20 protein-coding genes are annotated in these 21,327 nt (G+C 70.9%); 14 read left to right on the plus strand and 6 right to left on the minus strand.

Annotated elements, in window-relative coordinates; translation table 11 throughout:
• Nucleotides 1–38: 38 nt before the first annotated feature.
• Nucleotides 39–515 (plus strand): molybdopterin-binding protein, encoded by a 477-nt coding sequence (locus VXC91_RS14375; protein ID WP_329507564.1) that lies wholly within the window; start codon nt 39–41, stop codon nt 513–515.
• A 22-nt stretch (nt 516–537) separates the two neighbouring features.
• On the opposite strand, the gene VXC91_RS14380 is transcribed toward VXC91_RS14375, so the two are convergent.
• Entirely contained in the window at nt 538–936 is a 399-nt protein-coding gene (locus tag VXC91_RS14380; RefSeq protein ID WP_329507565.1) for a TOBE domain-containing protein, read from the minus strand.
• 99 nt (nt 937–1,035) lie between these two features.
• Between VXC91_RS14380 and VXC91_RS14385 the strand changes: the two genes are divergently transcribed.
• The 3 genes from VXC91_RS14385 to VXC91_RS14395 all read left to right on the plus strand — a co-directional run bounded on the left by VXC91_RS14385 (nt 1,036) and on the right by VXC91_RS14395 (nt 3,271).
• The gene (locus VXC91_RS14385) at nt 1,036–1,638 is read left to right on the plus strand and encodes a hypothetical protein (protein ID WP_329507566.1); all 603 of its coding nucleotides are present in this window, start codon (nt 1,036–1,038) and stop codon (nt 1,636–1,638) included.
• A gap of 39 nt (nt 1,639–1,677) precedes the next feature.
• Nucleotides 1,678–2,433 carry a YcnI family copper-binding membrane protein gene (locus VXC91_RS14390; protein ID WP_329507567.1) on the plus strand — a complete coding sequence of 252 codons (756 nt, stop codon included), beginning with the start codon at nt 1,678–1,680 and terminating at the stop codon, nt 2,431–2,433.
• 184 nt (nt 2,434–2,617) lie between these two features.
• Complete coding sequence (locus tag VXC91_RS14395; protein WP_329507568.1) at nt 2,618–3,271, plus strand: class I SAM-dependent methyltransferase; 654 nt, start codon at nt 2,618–2,620, stop codon at nt 3,269–3,271.
• A 145-nt stretch (nt 3,272–3,416) separates the two neighbouring features.
• Here the strand turns inward: VXC91_RS14395 and VXC91_RS14400 are convergent, their stop codons facing one another.
• Both VXC91_RS14400 and VXC91_RS14405 read right to left on the minus strand, forming a co-directional pair.
• On the minus strand, nt 3,417–4,391 hold the full coding sequence (locus VXC91_RS14400; RefSeq protein WP_329507569.1) for a LysR family transcriptional regulator: 975 nt from the start codon (nt 4,389–4,391) through the stop codon (nt 3,417–3,419).
• 473 nt (nt 4,392–4,864) lie between these two features.
• Nucleotides 4,865–6,532, minus strand: coding sequence for a hypothetical protein (locus tag VXC91_RS14405; protein ID WP_329507570.1), 1,668 nt, complete (start codon nt 6,530–6,532; stop codon nt 4,865–4,867).
• A gap of 338 nt (nt 6,533–6,870) precedes the next feature.
• Here VXC91_RS14405 and VXC91_RS14410 point away from each other — a divergent pair, with 338 nt between their 5' ends.
• The 7 genes from VXC91_RS14410 (at nt 6,871) to VXC91_RS14440 (ending at nt 14,959) form a co-directional block, all read left to right on the plus strand.
• Nucleotides 6,871–7,290: a cell division protein SepF gene (locus tag VXC91_RS14410; RefSeq protein ID WP_329507571.1), complete on the plus strand. Its 420-nt coding sequence runs from the start codon at nt 6,871–6,873 to the stop codon at nt 7,288–7,290.
• Nucleotides 7,291–7,412: 122 nt separating this feature from the next.
• The gene (locus tag VXC91_RS14415; RefSeq protein WP_329507572.1) at nt 7,413–8,582 is read left to right on the plus strand and encodes an AAA family ATPase; all 1,170 of its coding nucleotides are present in this window, start codon (nt 7,413–7,415) and stop codon (nt 8,580–8,582) included.
• A complete protein-coding gene (locus tag VXC91_RS14420) occupies nt 8,579–8,926 on the plus strand; it encodes a nucleotide pyrophosphohydrolase (protein ID WP_329507574.1) in 348 nt (115 codons plus the stop codon). The genes VXC91_RS14415 and VXC91_RS14420 overlap by 4 nt, the downstream gene beginning before the upstream one ends.
• A 169-nt stretch (nt 8,927–9,095) precedes the next feature.
• On the plus strand, nt 9,096–9,572 hold the full coding sequence (locus VXC91_RS14425; RefSeq protein ID WP_329507576.1) for a DUF6099 family protein: 477 nt from the start codon (nt 9,096–9,098) through the stop codon (nt 9,570–9,572).
• A gap of 281 nt (nt 9,573–9,853) precedes the next feature.
• Nucleotides 9,854–10,777: an LLM class F420-dependent oxidoreductase gene (locus VXC91_RS14430; protein WP_329507578.1), complete on the plus strand. Its 924-nt coding sequence runs from the start codon at nt 9,854–9,856 to the stop codon at nt 10,775–10,777.
• Between the two features lie 130 nt (nt 10,778–10,907).
• Nucleotides 10,908–12,425 (plus strand): 3' terminal RNA ribose 2'-O-methyltransferase Hen1, encoded by a 1,518-nt coding sequence (locus tag VXC91_RS14435; protein ID WP_329507579.1) that lies wholly within the window; start codon nt 10,908–10,910, stop codon nt 12,423–12,425.
• The gene (locus VXC91_RS14440) at nt 12,422–14,959 is read left to right on the plus strand and encodes a polynucleotide kinase-phosphatase (RefSeq protein WP_329507580.1); all 2,538 of its coding nucleotides are present in this window, start codon (nt 12,422–12,424) and stop codon (nt 14,957–14,959) included. The genes VXC91_RS14435 and VXC91_RS14440 overlap by 4 nt, the downstream gene beginning before the upstream one ends.
• 12 nt (nt 14,960–14,971) lie before the next feature.
• Here VXC91_RS14440 and VXC91_RS14445 read toward each other — a convergent pair whose 3' ends face one another.
• Both VXC91_RS14445 and VXC91_RS14450 read right to left on the minus strand, forming a co-directional pair.
• Nucleotides 14,972–15,871: a hypothetical protein gene (locus tag VXC91_RS14445; RefSeq protein WP_329507581.1), complete on the minus strand. Its 900-nt coding sequence runs from the start codon at nt 15,869–15,871 to the stop codon at nt 14,972–14,974.
• Nucleotides 15,868–16,971, minus strand: coding sequence for an SPFH domain-containing protein (locus tag VXC91_RS14450; RefSeq protein WP_329507583.1), 1,104 nt, complete (start codon nt 16,969–16,971; stop codon nt 15,868–15,870). Before VXC91_RS14450 ends, VXC91_RS14445 begins: the two co-directional genes overlap by 4 nt.
• A gap of 160 nt (nt 16,972–17,131) precedes the next feature.
• Between VXC91_RS14450 and VXC91_RS14455 the strand changes: the two genes are divergently transcribed.
• Complete coding sequence (locus VXC91_RS14455; RefSeq protein WP_329507584.1) at nt 17,132–18,358, plus strand: arginine deiminase; 1,227 nt, start codon at nt 17,132–17,134, stop codon at nt 18,356–18,358.
• Nucleotides 18,359–18,463: 105 nt separating this feature from the next.
• Nucleotides 18,464–19,471: an ornithine carbamoyltransferase gene (gene argF / locus VXC91_RS14460; RefSeq protein WP_329507585.1), complete on the plus strand. Its 1,008-nt coding sequence runs from the start codon at nt 18,464–18,466 to the stop codon at nt 19,469–19,471.
• A gap of 137 nt (nt 19,472–19,608) precedes the next feature.
• Here argF and VXC91_RS14465 read toward each other — a convergent pair whose 3' ends face one another.
• A complete protein-coding gene (locus tag VXC91_RS14465; RefSeq protein WP_329507586.1) occupies nt 19,609–20,058 on the minus strand; it encodes an ATP-binding protein in 450 nt (149 codons plus the stop codon).
• Nucleotides 20,059–20,416: 358 nt separating this feature from the next.
• Between VXC91_RS14465 and VXC91_RS14470 the strand changes: the two genes are divergently transcribed.
• Complete coding sequence (locus tag VXC91_RS14470) at nt 20,417–21,244, plus strand: enoyl-CoA hydratase family protein (protein WP_329507588.1); 828 nt, start codon at nt 20,417–20,419, stop codon at nt 21,242–21,244.
• The last annotated feature ends 83 nt before the right edge of the window (nt 21,245–21,327 follow it).

The following is a 21,327-nucleotide window of genomic DNA, read 5'->3' on the forward strand; positions in this document are numbered from 1 at the left end:
TGGCCGCCCGGGTACTGTCTTCCGGGAGGTGGTGTCCTGTGGGCCGGCCCCGGACGGAATCGGTCGCCGGCGCCGTTGCACCGGCGGAAGTCGCGCTGACCGGGGATCTCGCGCGTCCCGCCCGGCTGACCGTGCCCGATCTGCCGGCCTGGCCCCAGCACCGGGTCCGTTTCGACTGCGCCACCAGCGGCGTGCAGCATCACCGGTTCGAGGGCCCGCTGCTCCACGACGTGCTCTCGGCCGTGGGCCCGCTGTTCGACCCCGACCGGCGCAAGGACCGGCTGCGCTTCCTGATCGCCGTCACGGGTGCGGACGGCCACCGTGCCCTGCTGTCCTGGGCCGAGATCGACCCGGACTTCGGCCGTGCGCCCGTGCTGCTCGCGGCCGGCATCGACGACACCTCGCTCGAGCGGTGCGGACCCCAGCTCGTGCTGCCGCAGGATCGTTGCGGGGCGCGGTACGTCAGCGGCGTCAACACGATACGGGTGGACGGCCGTTACGGCCCGTGGGCGTGAGCACCCTGGGGCCGCCGCGTGGTCAGGTCCGGTCGATATGGACGTTCGTCGACTTCACCCGGGCGGTGGCCTCCATGCCGACCTCCAGGCCCAGTTCCTCCACGGCCTCGCGCGTCAGCAGCGAGACCAGGCGGTGCGGTCCCGCCTGGATCTCCACCTGAGCGGCCACGTCACCGAGCTTCACGGCGGTGACGATGCCGGGGAAGGCGTTGCGGGCCGAGGTGTACGAGGGGGCGTCCTCCTCACCGGTGCCGCCGTGCGCCAGTTCCACCGAGAACGCGGCCAGGTCCTTGCCGTCGACGACCCGGCGCCCGTTCTCGTCGCGCCGGGTCGCCACGCGGCCCGCGTCCGCCCAGCGCCGCGCGGTGTCCGGACTCACTCCCAGCAGACGCGCGGCCTGACCGATGGTGTAGGACTGCATGGCCGTCACGATATGCGTTCGAGCGGCCCCGGGCGTACGCGCCCCTGAGGGACACTCACCCGCCGCGTCTGCGGAAACCCGCGTGCTTCTCATGTCCGCGTGACAGGATCGCACGCCATGGGTGTGTCCTGGACGGTGCGGAGCGTGCGCGCGGCGGTGTTCGCCGTCGTGTGCGTGCTGCTCGCCGCCGGTGGGCACACGCTGGCCACCGGCTCCGTGCCACCGGTGGGGCTGGAGGCGGCCGGGTTCCTTCCCGTGTTCGCCGTGAGCGTGGCCCTCGCGGGGCGGGAGCGCTCGCTCCTCGGCATCGGCATCGCGATGCTCGTGGTGCAGGGCGGGCTCCATCTCGCCTTCGACGCGGCAGCACCACCGGTCACGCCGATGCACATGCCGGGCATGCCTCACGGTATGCACATGGCCGCCCAGCCGCACGCCATGACGTCGCACGCCGTCGGCGCGCATCTGGCCGCCGCCCTGGCCGCCTCCTGGTGCCTGCGGCGCGGCGAGGCGGCCCTGTGGTCGCTGCTGCGCAAGGCGGCCGCGTTCGTCCCGGGCCTCGCCGCCTGGTGGCGTACCGTGCCGCTGCCCGCGTACGGCGGGACGCCCCTTCCGTACGCCCACCGCCGCCCCCTCCGGCAGGCGCTGCTCCGCCACGCCCTGTCCCGGCGCGGCCCGCCCCCGGGGACCCCGTACGCGATCTGACCCCCCAACACCGAACGCAAGTACGGAGCTTCCCCACCCATGTCCTCTATGCGTATCACCCTGCGCCGCGCCGGCACCGTCGCCGCTGTGACCGCCGCCGGTGTCCTCACCGCGGCGGGCGCGGCCTTCGCACATGTCACCGTCCACCCCGAGAGCTATGCCAAGGGCGCCACCGACGGCGTGCTCACCTTCCGGGTCCCCAACGAGGAGGACACGGCGGCGACCACCAAGGTGCAGGTCTTCCTGCCCACCGACCAACCGGTCCTGGGCGTGCTGGTCGCGCCGCAGGACGGCTGGACCGCGCAGGTGACCACCACCAAGCTCAGGACGCCGGTCAAGACGGACGACGGCACCATCACCGACGCCGTGTCCGAGATCACCTGGTCGGGCGGGCGTATCCGGCACGGCCAGTACCAGGACTTCGACATCGCCTTCGGCCAGCTCCCGCAGGACACCGACCAGTTGACCTTCAAGACGTTGCAGACCTACTCCGACGGACATGTCGTCCGCTGGATCGAGGAGGCCCAGAAGGGCGCGGACGAGCCGGAGAACCCGGCGCCGGTCCTCGAGCTGACCGCCAAGGGCACCGCCGAGGGCGGCGGTTCGACAGCGGCCGCCTCCTCCGCCGGCGCGACGGACGAGAGGCCGAGCGGCTCCACGGCGAAGGCCACCGCCGCCGGTGACTCCACCGCCCGAGGGCTCGGCATCGCCGGCCTGGTCGTCGGCGTCCTGGGCCTGGCCGCCGCGGGCTTCGCGATCGCCCGCGGTCGTACCCGCACCTCCTCGTCGAAGTGACCGGACCCCCGTCCCGCCTGCGTCGACCGCCAACCCCTGCGCATGCGGTGATGACTTCACTGGGCGGGCGCCTGGTCGAGGTCATCGTCCGTGTCACGAAAATGGCCGGAAGCCTCATTTCCGGTGCCAGAAGGAACCTGCTGTTTGATGTGCGTCCTCGGCGCCAGAAGCTACTGTCACGGTCATGGTCGAACACGCTGCCCTCAGTGCCACCCGCGAGGCCTACGACGCTGCTGCCCCCATGTACGCGCAGCTGTTCCGCGACGAGTTGCGTGACAGACCCCTGGAGCGTGCGATCTTGAGTGCCTTCGCCGAGGTCGTGCGTGCGAGTGGCAACGGGCAGGTGGCGGATCTGGGGTGTGGACCCGGTCATATCACCGCTCATCTGGACGAGTTGGGGCTGGAAGTGTTTGGCGTCGATGCCTCTCCCGCGATGATCAAGTTGGCTCGACATGCCTATCCGGGCCTGCGCTTCGACATGGGCTCGATGGCCGCGGTGAACATCGCCGACGGCGTGCTGGGTGGCGTACTCTCACGTTGGTCCATCATCCACACGCCACCGAAGGAACTCCCCGCGATCTTGGGGGAGTTCCACCGCGTGCTGGCACCTGGCGGCCACCTTCTGGTGGGCTTTTGGGCCGGTGACGACTCGGCTCACCCGACGCAGGTCTTCGATCACGCAGTCGCGCCGGCCTATCGGTGGTCGCCGGATCACCTGGCCTCGATGCTGCGCAGGTCCGGGTTGGCCGAGGTAGCCCGTTTGGTTGGGGAGCCGGAGCCCACCGACCGACGGCAGTTCCAGTCGATTCACCTGCTCGCCCGCAAAGTCCAGGCCTGAACGAACGCTGACAACCGTCGACATCTTCCACGACGGAGCAAGACCGACGTTGCCGTGTCGGTCGGGAAGGCACGTCCGTGCTCGCCGGGGTCAACGCCGACGGCACCACGAGCGGCGGGCGTCTTCCGTGCCCGGACCGACGCCCTCAGCCGTGGTAGTCCTGCGGGATTGCCACGGTTTGCGCTGCCGCCTGTTGCAGGAGGTCCGCGAGGTGGCGGAGGTCGGGGCGTCGGGAGGTGCCGCTCCGGCTGACGATGTAGACGGTGCGGGTCACGCGGTCGAGGAGGGGATGAAGGCTGATGGGCCCGGGTGTCGCGTCGGGGAGGGTCATGCGGGGCAAAAGGGCCGCTCCTGCCCCTGCCGCGACCAGCGCCGCCAGCACGGAGAAGTCGCTGCTGCGGGACCGGATGGTCGGAACGAATCCGGCGGCACCGCAGGCACGCTGGATCATCTCGTAGCAGGACGTCTCCGGGCCCGGGGTGAGCCAGGCACTTTCCGAAAGACGCCTCAGGTCCACGATCTCACCCGGCCCGATTCCCATGCGGGCGGCGTGATCGGGGTGGAGTGCGAGCAGGACGGGTTCCTCGAGGAGCTTGGTCTGCTCGCATCCGGTGGGTACGTTTCGCGGCAGAACCGTGTATCCATGGACGACGGCCAGGTCGACGTCCCGGCGCCGCAACGCCTCCAAAGCCGCGTCCGGCTCCTGCTCGACGAGCTCCAAGGTCAACGACACCTCGGCTTCTTCCCCCGCGCCGAGGATGCGATTCCAGACCGGAGCGATCAACCTGCGGGCCGCGGAGGCGAAGGCGGCGATGCGGACGATGCCGCGACCGCCACCCCGGATGGCCTCCAGATCGGCCTCGGCGGCAGCCAGATCACTCAGCACGATCTCGGCGTGGGACACCAGCAGCTCACCGACCGGGGTCAGACGCAGGGTACGCCCCTGTTTCTCCACGACGGGCAGCCCCACTTCCCGTTCCAGCGTCGCGAGTTGCTGGGAAACGGCGGGAGCCGTCAGATGCAGCGCCTGCGCGGCGGCCGCGACCGTGCCGTAGGTGGCCAGGTACTGCACGATCCGGAGTCGTCTCACGTCAAGCATGAAGACTTCCTTACGCAGCATGCCTGAATTATCAAGCGTAGCCTTTTGTCAGCCATGGGGCCGCCACAGTCCTGCGACTCTCTCCGGACGACCTGGCCGGCTCCCGGGCCGTTCTCTTGGGTCGGCGGCCACGCCGAGGACAATTCGGACATCCTTCGCATTGGTTAAACGACAACTAATTGGAGCTTTTGTTTTGTCTGTTCCATCGTAAGAGATACGCACGCTCGCTTCGACGCCCGCGGTCCGGCCGGGCCGACGACTGGGGCGCTGTTGCCGCCTGGGGCGTCGGCGGCGGAGTACCCGCGCCCCGCCCGGCGGGAGCTACCGGGCCCCCTCGTCCTTGGTGTGTGAGATGCGGCAATGGACGGCTGCGGGTTCGCCCGGTGTGATCGCGTTCCTGCCTGCCTCACTTCGATCGACTCGTGGAAATACCCCGGTGCGTCAACACCCGCCGGTGGGGCGGGAGTCCGTCGCCCGGGTGGGGTGATGTCCGGTCACTTCGCCGGTACGGGCTCGCGCTCCAGGTGGATGTCCTGGCTCGACAGGGTCATCGGCGTGGCGGTGAAGGCGCGCAGCCGGATGCGGGTCCCCTTCCTGGGCACGGCGAAGCCGCCGCCCGGCGCCTGGATCCGGTACGTGGCCGTCGTATGACCGGCGACGGAGGGCGGGCCGTCGAGCACCTTCCAGTACAGGCTCATGCCCTGTCCGGTGGTCACCGCGAAGTGCGGCCGGAGCGCCGCGTCGCCGGTGTTGGTCACGCGGACCCTGAGCGTCTTCACCGCCAGGGGCGTCCGGGAGGCGGCGGCAGCCTGCATGTGCAGCGGTGGTCTGCCGGTGGCCGCCAGGGTCACGGCCACCAGGGAGGGGACGAGTACGCCCACCGCCATCACGGTGCGGGCCACTCGCCGCCCGGGCAGCAGCCGTGGCTGCCAGGCGGTGGTGAAGGCGGTCTGCGGCACGGTGACGGCCGCCGCCAGCCACAGCGGCGTCATCAGCAGGTAGTAGCCGTCCTGCGAGCGGGTCGCCAGGAAGAAGGCGCACCACGGCAGCACCGTCGCCGCCGGACCCAGTCGGCGGACGAACAGAACGAACACCGCCAGCAGGCCCGCCGCCAGCAGCATGCCGGCGTGCGAGTACCAGATCAGGCGGTCGCTGCCGTCGGTGAAGTACAGCGAGATGCCGACCAGGCCCTGGCCGTGGATGACGGCACCCTGGGTGATCGGCAGCGTGATGCCCGCGATCCAGGATCGCGGCTCGCTCACGATGAAATACGCGTTGATCAGCAGCCAGGTCCCCGCGGCCATCGCCACGATCCGACCCACGGCGACGGCGGCCGCGCGCGCCCCCAGCTCGCCGCGCCGCACCGCGTAGACCCCGGCGAGCAGGAACGGCGCGAGGAACCAGGGCAGCTGCTGGCTCGCACAGGCAGCACCCAGACACGCCGCCCGCGCCCAGTCGGCCGGGCCGCCCGCCCCCATGCGCGTCCAGCGCACGACCACCGGAACGAGGAAGGCCAGCGCGACGACCGCCGGATACCCCAGCCGGGCGTACATCGGGATCATGCCGAAGCCCAGGCACACCATGGTGGCCGCCGAGCGCCACGGCGTCGGCAGCATCTTCCACATGACGACCGTGCCCACCATGAGGGCGCTCGTGGTCACCAGGGCCTCCGGCAGCGCGCCGTGGCCGATCCACAGCAGGGGCGCGGTCAGCAGCGCGGTCAGCGGCGGGTAACCGTAGGTGAAGTCGTAGCCGCCGCTCACCGTGGCGGTGTAGGCGATGCCGTGCCCGAACAGCCATGGCCACTGCTGCCCGTACACCGGAGCCCCCGCCAGCAGTTCGCGGGCCGCCTGGGTGGTGAGGATCGACTCGTCGCTGAAGGCGTGGGACACGGACACGGCGCAGTAGGCGAGCGTGACCGCCGTCAGCAGGACGACCAGATCGAGGCGCGCCAGCGAACGGCTGTGCCGCACCACCAGTGTCAGGACGCCTGTTGCGAGGATCGAGGCGTAGCAGACGGAGACGATCGCCGCGATCACCAGATGGTGACTGGCGGCGGAGACCCATATCCCGCGGGTACCGATGAACAGGCTGATGTCCGCGAGCAGCGTCAGGATGCGATGCCACTGGGCGGGAGTCGGATTCGGCTCGACCGGCGTCATGGCCGGGCGCGTCCATCGGCCGCGTGTCGACGGCCTCACTTCTGTCAACTGCACGACACGGAACGTAAGGGGACAGGTTGAACGCCGCGCCCGTGGCCGTGAAGATTCCGGTGTGAGGGCAGTAAGAAGAGCCCCCGTGAGGCCGTACCGTCCGATGGCATCCGCCTTCTCCCTGATGGGGGGACGCCGCATGCCCGTTGTCGCGTGGTCGGCCGAGGACCGCCTCCGTCCCGCTCGGGCCGCGTGCGCGGTGGCGATGCGATCGCCGGGGGGCGTAGCGGTCCGTGTCGCTGTTGGGCCGGACGGGTGATCATGCGTAAGAATTGGCCGGTGCAGACATGGAATGCGAGCCAGTACGGGGAGGGCCGGTGAACAGCCGCGACGTCACCGACGAACAGTGGGAAGGGCTCGCTCAGGTCGTTCCGTTGCGCGGCCGGGACGCCTGGCCGTCCGCCGTCGACCACCGCGCGATACCCGAGGCCGAGACCGAGGCGCGACGCCGCTTCGTGGTCCTGAGGGTCAACGTGTTCGCGGACGCCCGCGAGGTCGCCGAGACGCTGATGGCGGGAGTGCCCGTTCTGCTCGACCTGACGGGCGCTGAGACCGAGGTCGCCAAGCGGGTGCTGGACTTCAGCACAGGGGTCGTCTTCGGCCTCTCCAGCGGGATGCACCGGGTCGACCGCAATGTGTTCCTGCTGACCCCACTGGGCACGGAGGTGCGTGAACTGATGGAGGGCGCGGGGGTTTCCGGCGTCTGAGGGGCGGCCGCGGGACGGGCCGCGCGCGTACGTCGCCGCGTGTGTCGGCCCGTCGCCCGATCGTGGGAAGGGTGCGAGGGCAAAACGGTTCGCCCGTCCGCCGCTCGCCTACGGTCCCGGACATGACGGTGTCACCCGCTGTGCCCCTGCCCGGCCCGGCCGCTGTGACGGACCCTCGTCCGGACCGGCCGAGCATCACCGAACTGCGCCTGTCCGCGTTCGCGGGACACCGGCGGGCCCGGTTCACGCTGGGGCCGTTGACGCTCTTCACCGGGCCGAGCGGCTCGGGCAAGTCGCGGGCGCTCCAGGCGTACGCGGCGCTGTCGCGGCTGGGAGGCGGAGCGGGGCTGGAGGAGGCGTTCCCCGACCCGGTGGCCTGTGTCCCGGAGGGGGCGCGGCCCGACGCCCAGCGGCGCCGCGGGTTCCGCGTCGGCTGCACGGCCGCCGGCCCGGAGGGGCCGGTGCGGCTCGACGTGGCCGTCCAGGCCGAGCCGGAACTGCGTGTGGTCGGTGAGCGATTGACGTCCGGTGACCTTGTCCTGCTCGAGACGGCGCTGCGCGACCCGGCCCGGCGTACGGTGCAGGCGGCCTGGCACACCGCGGGCTCTTCCCCGGTGACCCGGGGCCCGTTGCCCGACGACCGCCTCGGTACCGCACTGCTGCCGCTGCGTGTGGCCGGCAAGACGGACGGACAGCGCCGGGTGCTCGCCGCGGCCGAGCAGATGGTGGTCGCCCTGCGTTCGGTCTTCGCCTGCGACCCGAGTCCCCGCTGGATGCGCGCCCCCGTTCCGCCGGGCGAGGGCCGACTGATGCCGGGCTGCGACAACCTTGCGGAGGTGCTGCTGCGTACCCGGGCGGAGTGCGGCCGGCGACACGCGCTGCTGACGGCGGCGGTCGGGGCCGGGTGCACGGGACGGGTCCTGGACCTGCTGGCGGAGCCGCTCGGGGACGGCAGGGTGCGTGCGTTGGTCGACCGGGGCAACGGAGTGTGTACGCCACTGAATCTGCTGGGTGACGGTGAGCTGCGCTATCTGGCGCTGGCCCTCGTTCTGCTCACCGGGCCGGGCGTCCTCGCGGTCGACCCGGTGGGCGAGGTACCGGCGGCGCTGCAGACACTCACGGTGCTGGCGGACCGATTCGACCGCTGCATGGACCGGCGACAGGTGCGGGAACTGCTCCAATTGGCGGCCCGGATGAGCGAGCGGGGGCATGTCAGGCTGGTGGGTGCGGTGAGTGATGCGTCCGGGGCGGCGGAGGTGGACGGGGTGACGGTGGTAGACCTGAGCCCGTGACCGAAGAATCCGGGCGGTGCAACGACGTCGCGCGGTTGCAGCGACGGCTCGCGGATTTCGCCGCGGCGCGCAACTGGCAGCCGTACCACACACCGAAGAATCTGGTCGCCGCGCTCAGTGTGGAGGCGTCCGAACTGGTTGAGATCTTTCAGTGGTTGACGCCGGAGGAGTCGGCGCGCGTGATGGATGATCCGGGTACGGCCCACCGGGTGAGGGACGAGGTCGCGGACGTGCTCGCGTATCTGCTTCAGCTGTGCGAGGTGCTGGGAATCGACGCGTTGGCGGCGCTGGACGCGAAGATCGACCGCAACGAGGACAGGTTCCCGGCACCCGGATCGGAGTGAGCGCACCTCTGTCACTCTCCGGAGTCATTGAGTTGTCCACTTCTCGTCGGGTGTCCACAGATTTCGGGCTACCTCTGGCTTTTCGTCCGTTGTGCCTTCACGCTGGGTAGTGAACAACGGAGTTCGGGCAGACGTGCGGGAGTGCGTCAGGACAGAGCGGGGGCAGCGCATGGAAGCGGTGCGGCTCATCGTGACGAGCAGACGTGCCCTTGCTGGGAGCGAGGTCGGGCCGAAGATCATGACGGAGGCGTGGCAGGCGTACGCCCTGGCGCAGGCGATCGGCAGTCGGCTGGCGGTCTCGGGACCGCCCGAACTGCGCGGGGAGGCGCTGGGGTTGACGGAGCTGGCAGGCAGGGGCTGCGGCGTCCTGGACACACCCTCCATCGACGTGGCGGATCTGCGTGCCGCCCAGCTCACCGACCTGGGTGACGCGCGCAGGGCCCTCCTCGACCTCGGCACCCTCCTCGTGGAACTGGGCATGGCCCTCGTCGCCGTCGCGAGCGCGGCGGACGACGAGGGCACGTACTGGCAGTGCATGGAGGCCATCGACGCGGCGGACGAGTCGAGGGACAGGGTCAGGGAGATGCTGCGACGACTGGCGGCGAGGGACGGCGAGATACGGGAACGACACAAGGCGCCGGGCTGAGCCGCCCGTCGACGGGTCGTGCCCCGTGCGGCTCCTCGGGCGTGACGGTCTCCGGTCCTGGCGCTTCCCCCAGGGGATGGACGCGGCGCGACCGGGAGGCATGCCGCCGGCCAGGTGTGCCGACCGGTGCGGCTCCGTACCGGCGACGATGGTCGCGAGGCCCGTCCATCTGCCTGGCGTTCACCTGGTCGCCCGATTGACGGATTTGCACTCGACTGAGGACGGGCGGGGCAGGTGGGACCAGCGGGATCGGCGAGTGTGGGAGCGTGCAGGATGGAGGTATGGATCTTCGCATCTTCACCGAGCCCCAGCAGGGCGCGACCTACGACACCCTCCTCACCGTCGCCAAGGCCACCGAAGACCTGGGCTTCGACGCCTTCTTCCGTTCCGACCACTATCTGAAGATGGGGAACGTGGAAGGTCTCCCCGGCCCCACCGACGCCTGGATCACCCTCGCCGGCCTCGCCCGCGACACCAAGCGTATCCGTCTCGGCACGCTGATGACCGCCGCCACCTTCCGTCTCCCCGGCGTCCTGGCCCTCCAGGTCGCCCAGGTCGACCAGATGTCCGGCGGCCGTGTGGAGCTGGGCCTGGGGGCCGGCTGGTTCGAGGAGGAGCACCGGGCGTACGGCATTCCGTTCCCGAAGGAGAAGTTCGCCCGTCTCGAGGAGCAGCTGGCCATCGTCACGGGGCTGTGGGCGACCGAGGTCGGCAAGACCTTCAACTTCCACGGGACGTACTACGACCTCACCGACTCGCCCGCCCTGCCCAAGCCCGCCCAGGCGAAGGTCCCGGTGCTCATCGGCGGCCACGGCGCGACCCGTACCCCGAGGCTGGCCGCGCGGTACGCCGCCGAGTTCAACATCCCGTTCGCCTCCATCGAGGACAGCGAGCGCCAGTTCGGCCGGGTCCGTGCCGCCGCCGAGGAGGCCGGCCGTGCCGCGGACAGCCTGACGTACTCGAACGCCTTGGTGGTCTGTGTCGGCAAGGACGACCAGGAGGTGGCCCGCCGTGCCGCGGCGATCGGGCGTGAGGCCGGCGAGCTGAAGATCAACGGCCTGGCCGGCACCCCGGACGAGGTCATCGACAAGATCGGCCGGTACGCGGAGATCGGCTCCAGCCGTATCTACCTCCAGATCCTCGACCTCGACGACCTGGACCACCTGGAGTTGATCTCCTCCCGGGTGCAGTCGCAGCTGACCTGACGGACGGGTCCGTGCTCCGGGCCGCGCGGAATCCGCCCCGGAGCGCTTGTGCGAGCGGCCGCGGACGCGCCGTGCCGGCCCGCGGAAACTCCGTGGCTGCGGTGGAGTGCGTGCGGCGATACTCGTACGCGTGTTCCTGACGATCTCCACTACGGGCGACGAGAAGAACCCGGCCACCGACCTGGGCTTCCTGTTGCACAAGCATCCCGACAACGCGCAGGCGTTCTCGACCTCCTACGGAACGGCCCATGTCGTCTACCCCCGGGCGGACGATGAGCGCTGCACGGTCGCCCTGCTGCTGGAGGTCGACACATCGGCGCTGGTCCGCAAGGGCAGGGGCAGGGGCCGCGGAGGTGCTCCCGACGCGGCGCTCGCGCAGTACGTGAACGACCGTCCGTACGCGGCCTCCTCGCTGCTCGCCGTGGCGCTGAGCCGGGTGTTCTCCAGCGCGATGCGGGGCGTGTGCCACGCCAGGCCCGAGCGTGTGGAGCAGCCGCTGCCGTTGCGGGTCGAGATACCCGCGCTGCCCGCACGGGGCGGCCCCGACCTGGTACGTCGACTGTTCGAGCCGCTCGGCTGGACGCTTGCCGCCGAACCGGTCGCGCTGGACGGGGAGTTCCCGGAATGGGGCGACTCGCGCTACGTCGGCCTCGTTCTGGAGTCGGCCCGGCTCACCCTGGCCGAGGCCCTGCGTCACCTGTACGTCCTGCTCCCCGTCCTCGACGACGCCAAGCACTACTGGGTCTCCGCCGACGAGGTCGACAAGCTGCTGCGGGCCGGCGAGGGCTGGCTGCCCACCCATCCGGAGCAGAAGCTGATCACCAGCCGCTATCTCTCGCGCCGCTGGTCGCTGACCCGGCAGGCGATGGAACGGCTGGAACTGGTGCGGCTGGCCGAAGCGGACGACAGCGAGGTCGAGGCCATCGACAACGCGGTCCAGGAGGAGACCGGGACCGAGGCGGCCGGGTCCGAGGGGGCCGAGGCTGAGGGGGCCCGGTCCGAGGACAGGCCGACATCGCTCGCCGTACAGCGCCGGGACGCGATCATCGCGGCGCTCAAGGAGTCCGCCGCCGCCCGTGTCCTGGACCTCGGCTGTGGACAGGGCCAGCTGGTGCAGGCCTTGCTCAAGGACCCGCGGTTCACGGAGATCGTCGGCGTCGACGTGTCCATGCGGGCGCTGACCATCGCGTCCCGGCGGCTGAGGCTGGACCGCATGGGGGAGCGCCAGGCCTCCCGCGTGCGGCTGTTCCAGGGTTCGCTCGCGTACAGCGACAACCGCCTCAAGGGGTACGACGCCGCTGTGCTCAGCGAGGTCGTCGAGCACGTCGACCTGCCGCGGCTGCCCGCCCTGGAGTACGCCGTGTTCGGCTCGGCCCGCCCGAGGACGGTCCTCGTGACCACACCGAACGTCGAGTACAACGTCCGCTGGCAGACCCTCCCGGCCGGGCACGCCCGCCACGGCGACCACCGCTTCGAGTGGACGCGCGAGGAGTTCCGCGCCTGGGCCGGCAAGGTGGCCGAACTCCACGGCTACACCGTGGAGTTCACTCCGGTGGGCCCCGAGGACCCCGACGTGGGGCCGCCGACGCAGATGGCCGTGTTCACGCTCACCACGAAGGACACCACGAAGGAGGAGAAGGCTGCATGACCGAGAACAAGGGGCGCACCCTGCCCGTCACCGACCTCTCCCTCGTGGTTCTCGTCGGTGCTTCGGGCTCGGGCAAGTCCACCTTCGCCCGCAGGCACTTCAAGCCGACGGAGGTCATCTCCTCGGACTTCTGCCGCGGCCTGGTCTCCGACGACGACAACGACCAGAGCGCCACCCGGGACGCCTTCGACGTGCTGCACTACATCGCCGGCAAGCGCCTGGCGGCGGGCCGCCGCACCGTCGTCGACGCGACCAGCGTGCAGCAGGACGCCCGCCGTCAGCTGATCGACCTGGCCAAGCGCTACGACGTGCTGCCCATCGCGATCGTGCTCGATGTGCCGGAGGAGGTGTGCGCCGAGCGCAACGCGGCCCGCAGCGACCGGGCCGACATGCCGCGCCGGGTGATCCAGCGCCACACACGCGAACTGCGCCGTTCGCTCAGGCACCTGGAGCGGGAGGGCTTCCGCAAGGTGCACGTCCTGCGCGGCGTGGAGGAGGTCGAGAACGCGACGGTCGTCACCGAGAAGCGCTTCAACGACCTGACGCACCTCACCGGCCCCTTCGACATCGTCGGCGACGTCCACGGCTGCTCGTTTGAACTGGAGGCGCTGCTGGACAAGCTGGGGTACATCGACGGCGTGCACCCGCAGGGCCGCACCGCCGTCTTCCTCGGTGACCTCGTGGACCGTGGCCCGGACAGCCCGGGTGTGCTGCGCCGGGTGATGTCGATGGTCGCGACGGGGAACGCGCTGTGCGTGCCGGGCAACCATGAGAACAAGTACGGCCGGTATCTGCGCGGCCGCAAGGTCCAGCACACGCACGGACTCGCCGAGACCATCGAGCAGATGGAGGGCGAGAGCGAGGAGTTCACGCAGCAGGTACGGGAGTTCATCGGTGGCCTGGTCAGCCACTACGTCCTCGACGGCGGTCGGCTGGTCGTCTGCCACGCGGGCCTGCCCGAGAAGTACCACGGCCGTACCTCGGGCCGGGTCCGCTCGCATGCGCTGTACGGCGACACGACGGGGGAGACCGACGAGTTCGGCCTGCCCGTGCGCTACCCGTGGGCGGAGGACTACCGGGGCCGGGCGGTGGTGGTGTACGGCCACACACCGGTTCCGCAGGCCTCCTGGCTGAACAACACCATCTGCCTGGACACCGGTGCGGTCTTCGGGGGCAGGCTGACGGCACTGCGCTGGCCGGAGCGGGAGCTGGTCGACGTTCCGGCCGAGCGGGTCTGGTACGAGCCGGCCCGGCCGCCGGCGTCCGAGGCGCCCGGCGGTCACGAGGGCCGTCCGCTGGACCTCGCGGACGTGCACGGCCGCAGGGTGGTCGAGACCCGGCACGCGGGCCGGGTCTCGGTCCGTGAGGAGAACGCGGCGGCGGCACTGGAGGTCATGAGCCGTTTCGCGGTGGACCCGCGTCTGCTGCCGTACCTGCCGCCGACCATGGCGCCGACCGCGACCTCGCACGTCGAGGGCTACCTCGAGCACCCGGCCGAGGCTTTCGCGCAGTACCGGGAGAACGGGGTCGCGCGGGTCGTGTGCGAGGAGAAGCACATGGGTTCGCGGGCGGTGGTCCTGGTGTGCCGGGACGCGGAGGCGGCGCAACGGCGTTTCGGGACCACCGGTCCCACGGGCTCTCTGTACACCCGCACCGGTCGTCCGTTCTTCGACGACGAGTCGGTGACCGAGGAGATTCTCGGGCGGCTGCGGTCGGCGATCGACGGTGCGGACCTGTGGCGGGAACTGGAGACGGACTGGCTGCTGCTGGACGCGGAGCTGATGCCGTGGTCGCTGAAGGCGTCCGGGCTGCTGCGCAGCCAGTACGCGGCGGTGGGCGCGGCGGCAGCGGCGGCGTTCCCGGGGGCGCTGGCCGCGCTGGAGGGCGCGGCGGCGCGTGGCGTCGACGTGACCGGCCTGCTGGCGCGGCAGCGGGAGCGGGCCGCGGACGCGGCGGCGTTCACGGAGGCGTACCGGCGTTACTGCTGGACGACGGACGGGCTGGACGGTGTCCGTCTGGCACCTTTCCAGCTCCTCGCGGTGCAGGGCCGGAGCCTGGCCGCCGTGGCGCACGACGAGCAGCTCGCTGTGATCGACCGGCTCGTCGAACACGACGGTAGCGGGCTGCTGCAGACGACGCGGCGCCTGTTCGTGGACCTGGGTGACCCCGCGTCGGTGCAGGCCGGTGTCGACTGGTGGCTGGAGATGACCGCACGTGGCGGCGAGGGCATGGTCGTCAAGCCGGTGGACGCGGTGGTGCGCGACGCCGCCGGCCGGCTGGTCCAGCCCGGCGTCAAGTGCCGCGGCCGCGAGTACCTCAGGATCATCTACGGTCCGGAGTACACACGCCCCGAGAACCTCGCGCGTCTGCGGCAGCGGTTCCTGAACCACAAGCGGTCGCTGGCCATCCGTGAGTACGCGCTGGGCCTGGAGGCGCTGGACCGGCTCGCGGAGGGCGAACCGCTGTGGCGGGTGCACGAGGCGGTGTTCGGGGTGCTGGCCCTGGAGTCGGAGCCGGTGGACCCCAGGCTGTGACCGGGGACCGCGTCACCCCACCAACCGCAACCGCTCCTCGCACACGCCCACCCGGACCGACTGTCCCCAGGTCAGCTCCAGGGCGTCGGCCTCCATCCCGTCCCCGAAGGCGATCAGGCGCTCCGATTCGACGGTGATCCGGAGCCGTCGTGTCGAGGGCAGTTCCCCCGCCACCAGGGATGTCCCGGTGGCGGGGGAGGGCCAGGCCTCGCGTACGAACCACAGCAGTCGGTCCTCCGTGGGCGTGGGGAGCGGCAGCCGCCCGCCGCGCTCCTGCCACACCGACCGCAGCCAGCCCGTCGCCCCGGTCCCCGTACCCACCAGCACCCCCGACGAGGCCTGGGCCTCGACGGCACCCCCGTCGCCGTCGAGGCCCAGGCGGTAACGGACGGTCTGGTGACCGGCCGCGCCAAGGTAGATCTCGTTGAGGGCCACCAGCCGCTGGGCGTCGTCCGTGACGGCCTCCACCATGGTCAGCTCCTCCACGCCCGTGCCGCCTGCCAGCGCCGCCGGGATCAGGGCGGCGGCGTGCCGGGACCGATGGCGTACCAGCACCCCCGGATTGCGCCCGGGATCGGTGTCGATGCCCACCACCGGCTGTCCCGACAGGTACTTGGCGACGTTCGCGACCAGGCCGTCCTGCCCGACCACGACCACCACGTCCTCCGGAGCGAACAGGAACCGGTCCAGGTCGGCCCGCTCCACCGGGGTCTGACGCCAGGTCAGCGGAATCGCGGCGGTGACCTCCGCCAGCGCGCTCCGGGTGCGACGGTGCCGTTCGGCGATCTCCTCGAGATTCCGGCCCCGGGAGGAGAGGAAGAAGGCGGCCTGGCCGTGCGTGCCGTGATGGGCCACCAGTTCGTCGTACTCCGTGGTGCGGCGGACGATCACGGCACGTGGGGCGAGGCTCACGCCCGCTCCCCGTGCCCGAGCCTGGCGAGCAGTCCCGTCAGCACGTCCGGCGAGACGGTCACGCTGTCGATGTGCGGCAGGTTCTCCGCCAGCCGTGTCCCGGTGAGGGCGTGCAGCGTCGCGACGTCCACATCCGCGTGCACCCGCAGCCACGCCGCCTGCGCCTGGGCCCGTGCCTCGCCGACCTCCCGCGCGGCGCGTGCCTCGGCCTCGCCGAGCGTCACGGTCCGCCGGGCCTCGGCCTCGGCCAGCCGTACGGAACGGGTGGCCTCGGCGTCGGCGAGCCGTACCGCTCGGGCCGCCTCGGCCTCGGCCAGTCGCACCGTCCGCGCGGCCTCCGCCTGAGCACGCACCGCGTCCGCCGCCGCGTGCTCCTCCGCCTCGCGCCGTGCGTTGGTGCCGCGCTGCTCGACCAACTGCTCCTCGCGGCGGGCGAGTTCGATCTTGCTGGCCAGTTCGTTCTCGGCGATGGCGCGCTCCCGCTCCACGGCCACGGCCCGGCGCTCGTACGTCGCCCGGTCCGCCTCCTGCTGGATCTGCTCGCGCGCCGGGGTGCGCAGGGCTCGCTCGACGTCGGGCTCCGGGCGCAGTGCCATGACCCGCACCGCGACCACTTCGATGCCGGTCGCGGGCAGCCGCGGCTCGGCCCCGAGGCCGGCCGCCACCCGCTCGCGGACCGCGGCGACCCCGTCGACCAGGGCCCCCGAGAGCGGTGTACGGGCGAGGATGTCCAGCGCGTGCTGCTGGGCCGTCTCCGTCAGCAGCGTCGAGAGGTGCTCCAGCGGGGTGCCCCGCCACACGCCCGTGTCCGGGTCGATGGAGAAGTCCAGCCGGGCCGCCGCGACGCCCGGGTCGCTGATCCGGTACGTCACCGTCGCCTGCACCGCCACGTCCTGGAAGTCGGACGTACGGGCGTGGAACGTCATCGCCAGTTCGCGGTCGTCCACCGGGACTTCGGAGAGTGCGGCGGTCAGCGAGCGGTACCAGAAGCTGAGTCCGGGCCCGTCGTGGGCCAGCCGCCCCGCCCGGTGGTGCCGGATGTGCGTGGTCGGTGCCCCGCGCAGATGACGCCAGCCGAAGCGCCGTGTGATGTCAGCCATCAGTCCGTCCCCCCTTGTATCGAGAGCTCGAGAGCCCGTCCCCTTTTTCGTCACGACGACGATATTGGGGCGCGCCATTATCGTCAAGGAGACGAAAGGAAACGGTTCGGCCCGCCACGAAGGGAGGATGAACCCGCATGCGAGTGGTCAGGATGGAGTCATGGGATTCCATGTCGACTCCGAGGCCGGGCGGCTGCGCCGCGTCATCCTGCACCGGCCCGATCTCGAGCTCAAAAGGCTCACCCCCAGCAACAAGGACGCGCTGCTCTTCGACGACGTGCTGTGGGTGCGCCGGGCGCGTGCCGAGCACGACGGGTTCGCCGACGTGCTGCGTGACCGCGGGGTCGCCGTCCATCTCTTCGGTGATCTGCTCACCGAGGTCCTTCAGATCCCGGCGGCCAGGTCCCTCGTACTGGACCGGGTCTTCGACGAGAAGGAGTACGGACCCCTCGCCACCGACCATCTCCGGGCCGCCTTCGAGATGCTGCCCTCAGTCGAACTCGCCGAGGCCCTCGTCGGCGGCATGACCAAGCGGGAGTTCCTCGACGTCCACCCGGAGCCGACTTCCGTGCGGTTCCATGTGATGGAGCTCGACGACTTCCTTCTGCGCCCCCTTCCCAACCACCTTTTCACCCGCGACACCTCCGCGTGGATATACGACGGCGTGTCGATCAACGCCATGCGATGGCCCGCGCGGCAGCGCGAGACCGTGCACTTCGAGGCGATCTACCGGCACCATCCGCTGTTCCGCAACGAGACCTTCCATCTCTGGTCCGAGGGGCAGGCCGACTATCCGTCCACCATCGAGGGCGGTGACGTGCTGGTGATCGGCAGCGGTGCCGTGCTCATCGGCATGAGCGAGCGGACCACGCCCCAGGCCGTCGAAATGCTCGCGCACAAACTCTTCGCCGCCGGGTCCGCCCGGACCATCGTCGCCCTCGACATGCCCAAGCGGCGCGCCCTCATGCACCTGGACACGGTGATGACGATGGTCGACGGCGACACCTTCACCCAGTACGCGGGCCTCGGCATGCTCCGCTCGTACACCATCGAACCCGGCGCCGGGGACAAGGAGCTGAAGGTCACGGATCATCCGCCGGAGCATATGCACCGGGCGATCGCCGCGGCGCTGGGCCTGAGTGAGATCCGGGTGCTCACCCCCACGCAGGACGTGCACTCGGCCGAGCGGGAGCAATGGGACGACGGATGCAATGTGCTGGCGGTCGAGCCCGGCGTGGTGGTGGCATATGAGAGAAATGTGACGACCAACACGCATTTGCGGAAGCAGGGAATCGAAGTGATCGAGATTCCGGGGAGCGAGCTGGGGCGGGGGAGGGGTGGGCCCCGGTGTATGAGCTGTCCGGTCGAGAGGGACGCGGTGCTCTGATCAGGCGGTGACCAGGACCGCGTCTCGTATAGAAATGTGAATCATCGTATAGACTTCCATCCATCCCCCTGAATTTCCTGCCCTTCCCACCTCTGGAGCGCCCCCATGGCGACAGTCCCGACCGCCCTCGCCGGCCGCCACTTCCTCAAGGAGCTGGACTTCACCGCGCAGGAGTTCCGCAGTCTGGTCGAGCTGGCGGTCGAGCTCAAGGCGGCCAAGAAGGCCGGGGCCGAGACGCGCCGACTGACGGGCAAGAACATCGCCCTGGTCTTCGAGAAGACCTCGACACGCACGCGGTGCGCCTTCGAGGTCGCGGCCGCCGACCAGGGTGCGCACACGACGTATCTGGACCCGTCCGGCTCACAGATCGGGCACAAGGAGTCCGTGAAGGACACCGCCCGAGTGCTCGGGCGGATGTTCGACGCCATTCAGTACCGCGGGCACCGCCAGGGCGTGGTGGAGGAACTTGCCGCCTACGCCGGGGTCCCGGTCTACAACGGCCTCACCGACGAGTGGCACCCGACCCAGATGCTCGCCGACGTGCTCACCATGACCGAGCACTGCGACAAGCCGCTGGACGGGATCGCCTTCGCGTATCTGGGAGACGCCCGCTACAACATGGGCAACTCCTACCTCGTCACCGGCGCCCTGCTCGGCATGGACGTCCGTATCGTCGCGCCCGGGCTGCTGTGGCCCGACGACACGATCGTGGAGGTGGCCCAGCGGCTCGCCGCCGCTTCCGGAGCCCGCATCACGCTCACCGACGACGTGAAGGAGGGCGTACGGGGGGCCGACTTCGTCGCCACCGATGTGTGGGTGTCGATGGGGGAGCCCAAGGAGGTCTGGGACGAGCGCATAGCGCTGCTCGGCCCGTACGCCGTGACCATGGACGTGCTGCGCGCCACGGGCAACGACGACGTGAAGTTCCTGCACTGCCTGCCGGCCTTCCACGACCTCGGCACCGACGTGGGCCGCGAGATCCACGAGCGGCACGGTCTGACCGAGCTCGAGGTCACCGACGAGGTCTTCGAGTCCGAGCACTCCGTGGTCTTCGACGAGGCGGAGAACCGGATGCACACGATCAAGGCCGTCCTGGTGGCCACCCTCGCCTGACCTGGTTCGACGCGATCACCAGGTCGGCGAGGAGGCGAAGAACCCCCGCCGGAACATCCCCGTGGCGTTCCTCGCGGCCGGGTGCCTGGTGTACGCGTTCCATGGGCGCCGGCACCCCGGGCCGGCGACGGATGCCGTCACGCCGGACGCCACTGCCGTGGAACCACAGGCAGTCTGAACCACACCGCCTTGCCGGACTCGGTGGGGCGGTGACCGCAGGACGAGCTGAGGCTGCGGATCAGCAGCAGGCCACGCCCGTGCTCCTGCCAGGGATCGGGGGCCTCGACGACCGGGCGGGTCAGATCGCCGGGCGGGGCCGGGTCCGGATCGTGCACCTCGACCCTGCAGCCGGTCGGCAGCAGCTCGACGACCAGCTCAATCGGCCCCTCACCCGTGGCGTGCTCCACGGCGTTCGCCACCAGCTCAGCGGTGAGCAGTTCCGCGGTGGCGCTGTCCGCCGCGGACGGAAGCTCCGCCAGGGCCGTACGGACCAAGGCACGGGCGACGGGCACGGCCGCGGCGGTGTGCGGCAGCGCGACACGCCAGGAGGCGGGAGCGGGAGGTTCGTACACGGTGGGTCCGTTCATGGCGCAGGTCGTCCTGCTTTCAATCAAGAGGCATGGTACGGCGCGCCCCGCGGGGGACGGTCGGCGGGTTTCGCCCCGGGGACTGCGTCGGCCTCGGCTCCGTGCTGCGTACCCCGGACGACGCCTCGCACAGCACGGCGGCGCCCGTCGTTACCGGTCTGTCGACGAGGTGTGACCGGAGGCCGGGCGGCTGTCACATCGCGCCCGGCGTGCGCCGCGCGCGACCGCGGCCCATGCGAACCGGGGTCGGGCGCGCGTGGTTGTATCGCGCTCTCATGACGACAGTCACGAATAGGTGATAACTTCGATACAGGCCAGCAGTGCAGACAGCCGCCCCCGTCCGAGGAGGCCGCACGCCATGAGTCCCTTCACCGGTTCCGCCGCCCGCACCTCCGACTGGCGTCACCTCAGATGCGTGCACGCCGACGGGGTGGCGACCGTCACCCTGGCCCGGCCCGAGAAACTCAATGCGCTCACCTTCGGCGCCTACGCCGACCTGCGCGATCTGCTCGCCGAGCTGTCGCGAGAGAGAACCGTGCGGGCCCTGGTGCTGGCGGGCGAGGGCCGCGGCTTCTGCTCGGGCGGCGATGTCGACGAGATCATCGGCGCCACCCTGTCCATGGACACCGCCCAGCTTCTCGACTTCAACCGCATGACAGGGCAGGTCGTACGGGCCGTCCGGGAGTGCCCGTTCCCGGTGATCGCCGCCGTGCACGGGGTGGCCGCCGGTGCGGGCGCGGTCCTCGCGCTGGCCGCGGACTTCCGGGTGGCGGACCCCTCCGCCCGCTTCGCGTTCCTCTTCACCCGCGTCGGGCTGTCCGGCGGTGACATGGGGGCCGCTTATCTCCTCCCGAGGGTGGTCGGACTCGGACACGCGACCCGGCTGCTGATGCTGGGCGAGGCGGTGCGGGCCCCCGAGGCCGAGCGGATCGGACTGATCAGTGAGCTGACCGACGAGGGCCGCGCCGACGAGGCGGCCCAGGCGCTGGCCCGCCGGCTCGCCGACGGCCCGGCGCTCGCGTACGCCCAGACCAAGGCCCTGCTCACGGCCGAGCTGGACATGCCGCTCGCCGCGTCCGTCGAACTGGACGCCTCGACCCAGGCGCTGCTGATGAACGGCGAGGACTACGCCGAGTTCCATGCGGCCTTCACGGAGAAGCGGCCGCCGAAATGGCGAGGGAGGTAGCCATGGCCGCGGTACACGGGGCACCGGCGCGGGTCGGCTCGACGGCGGATCCCGGCTCCGGGAGCAGGTCCGGGGCGGCGGCG

This window comes from Streptomyces chiangmaiensis, assembly GCF_036281785.1.
Classification (GTDB): Bacteria; Actinomycetota; Actinomycetes; order Streptomycetales; family Streptomycetaceae; genus Streptomyces; species Streptomyces chiangmaiensis.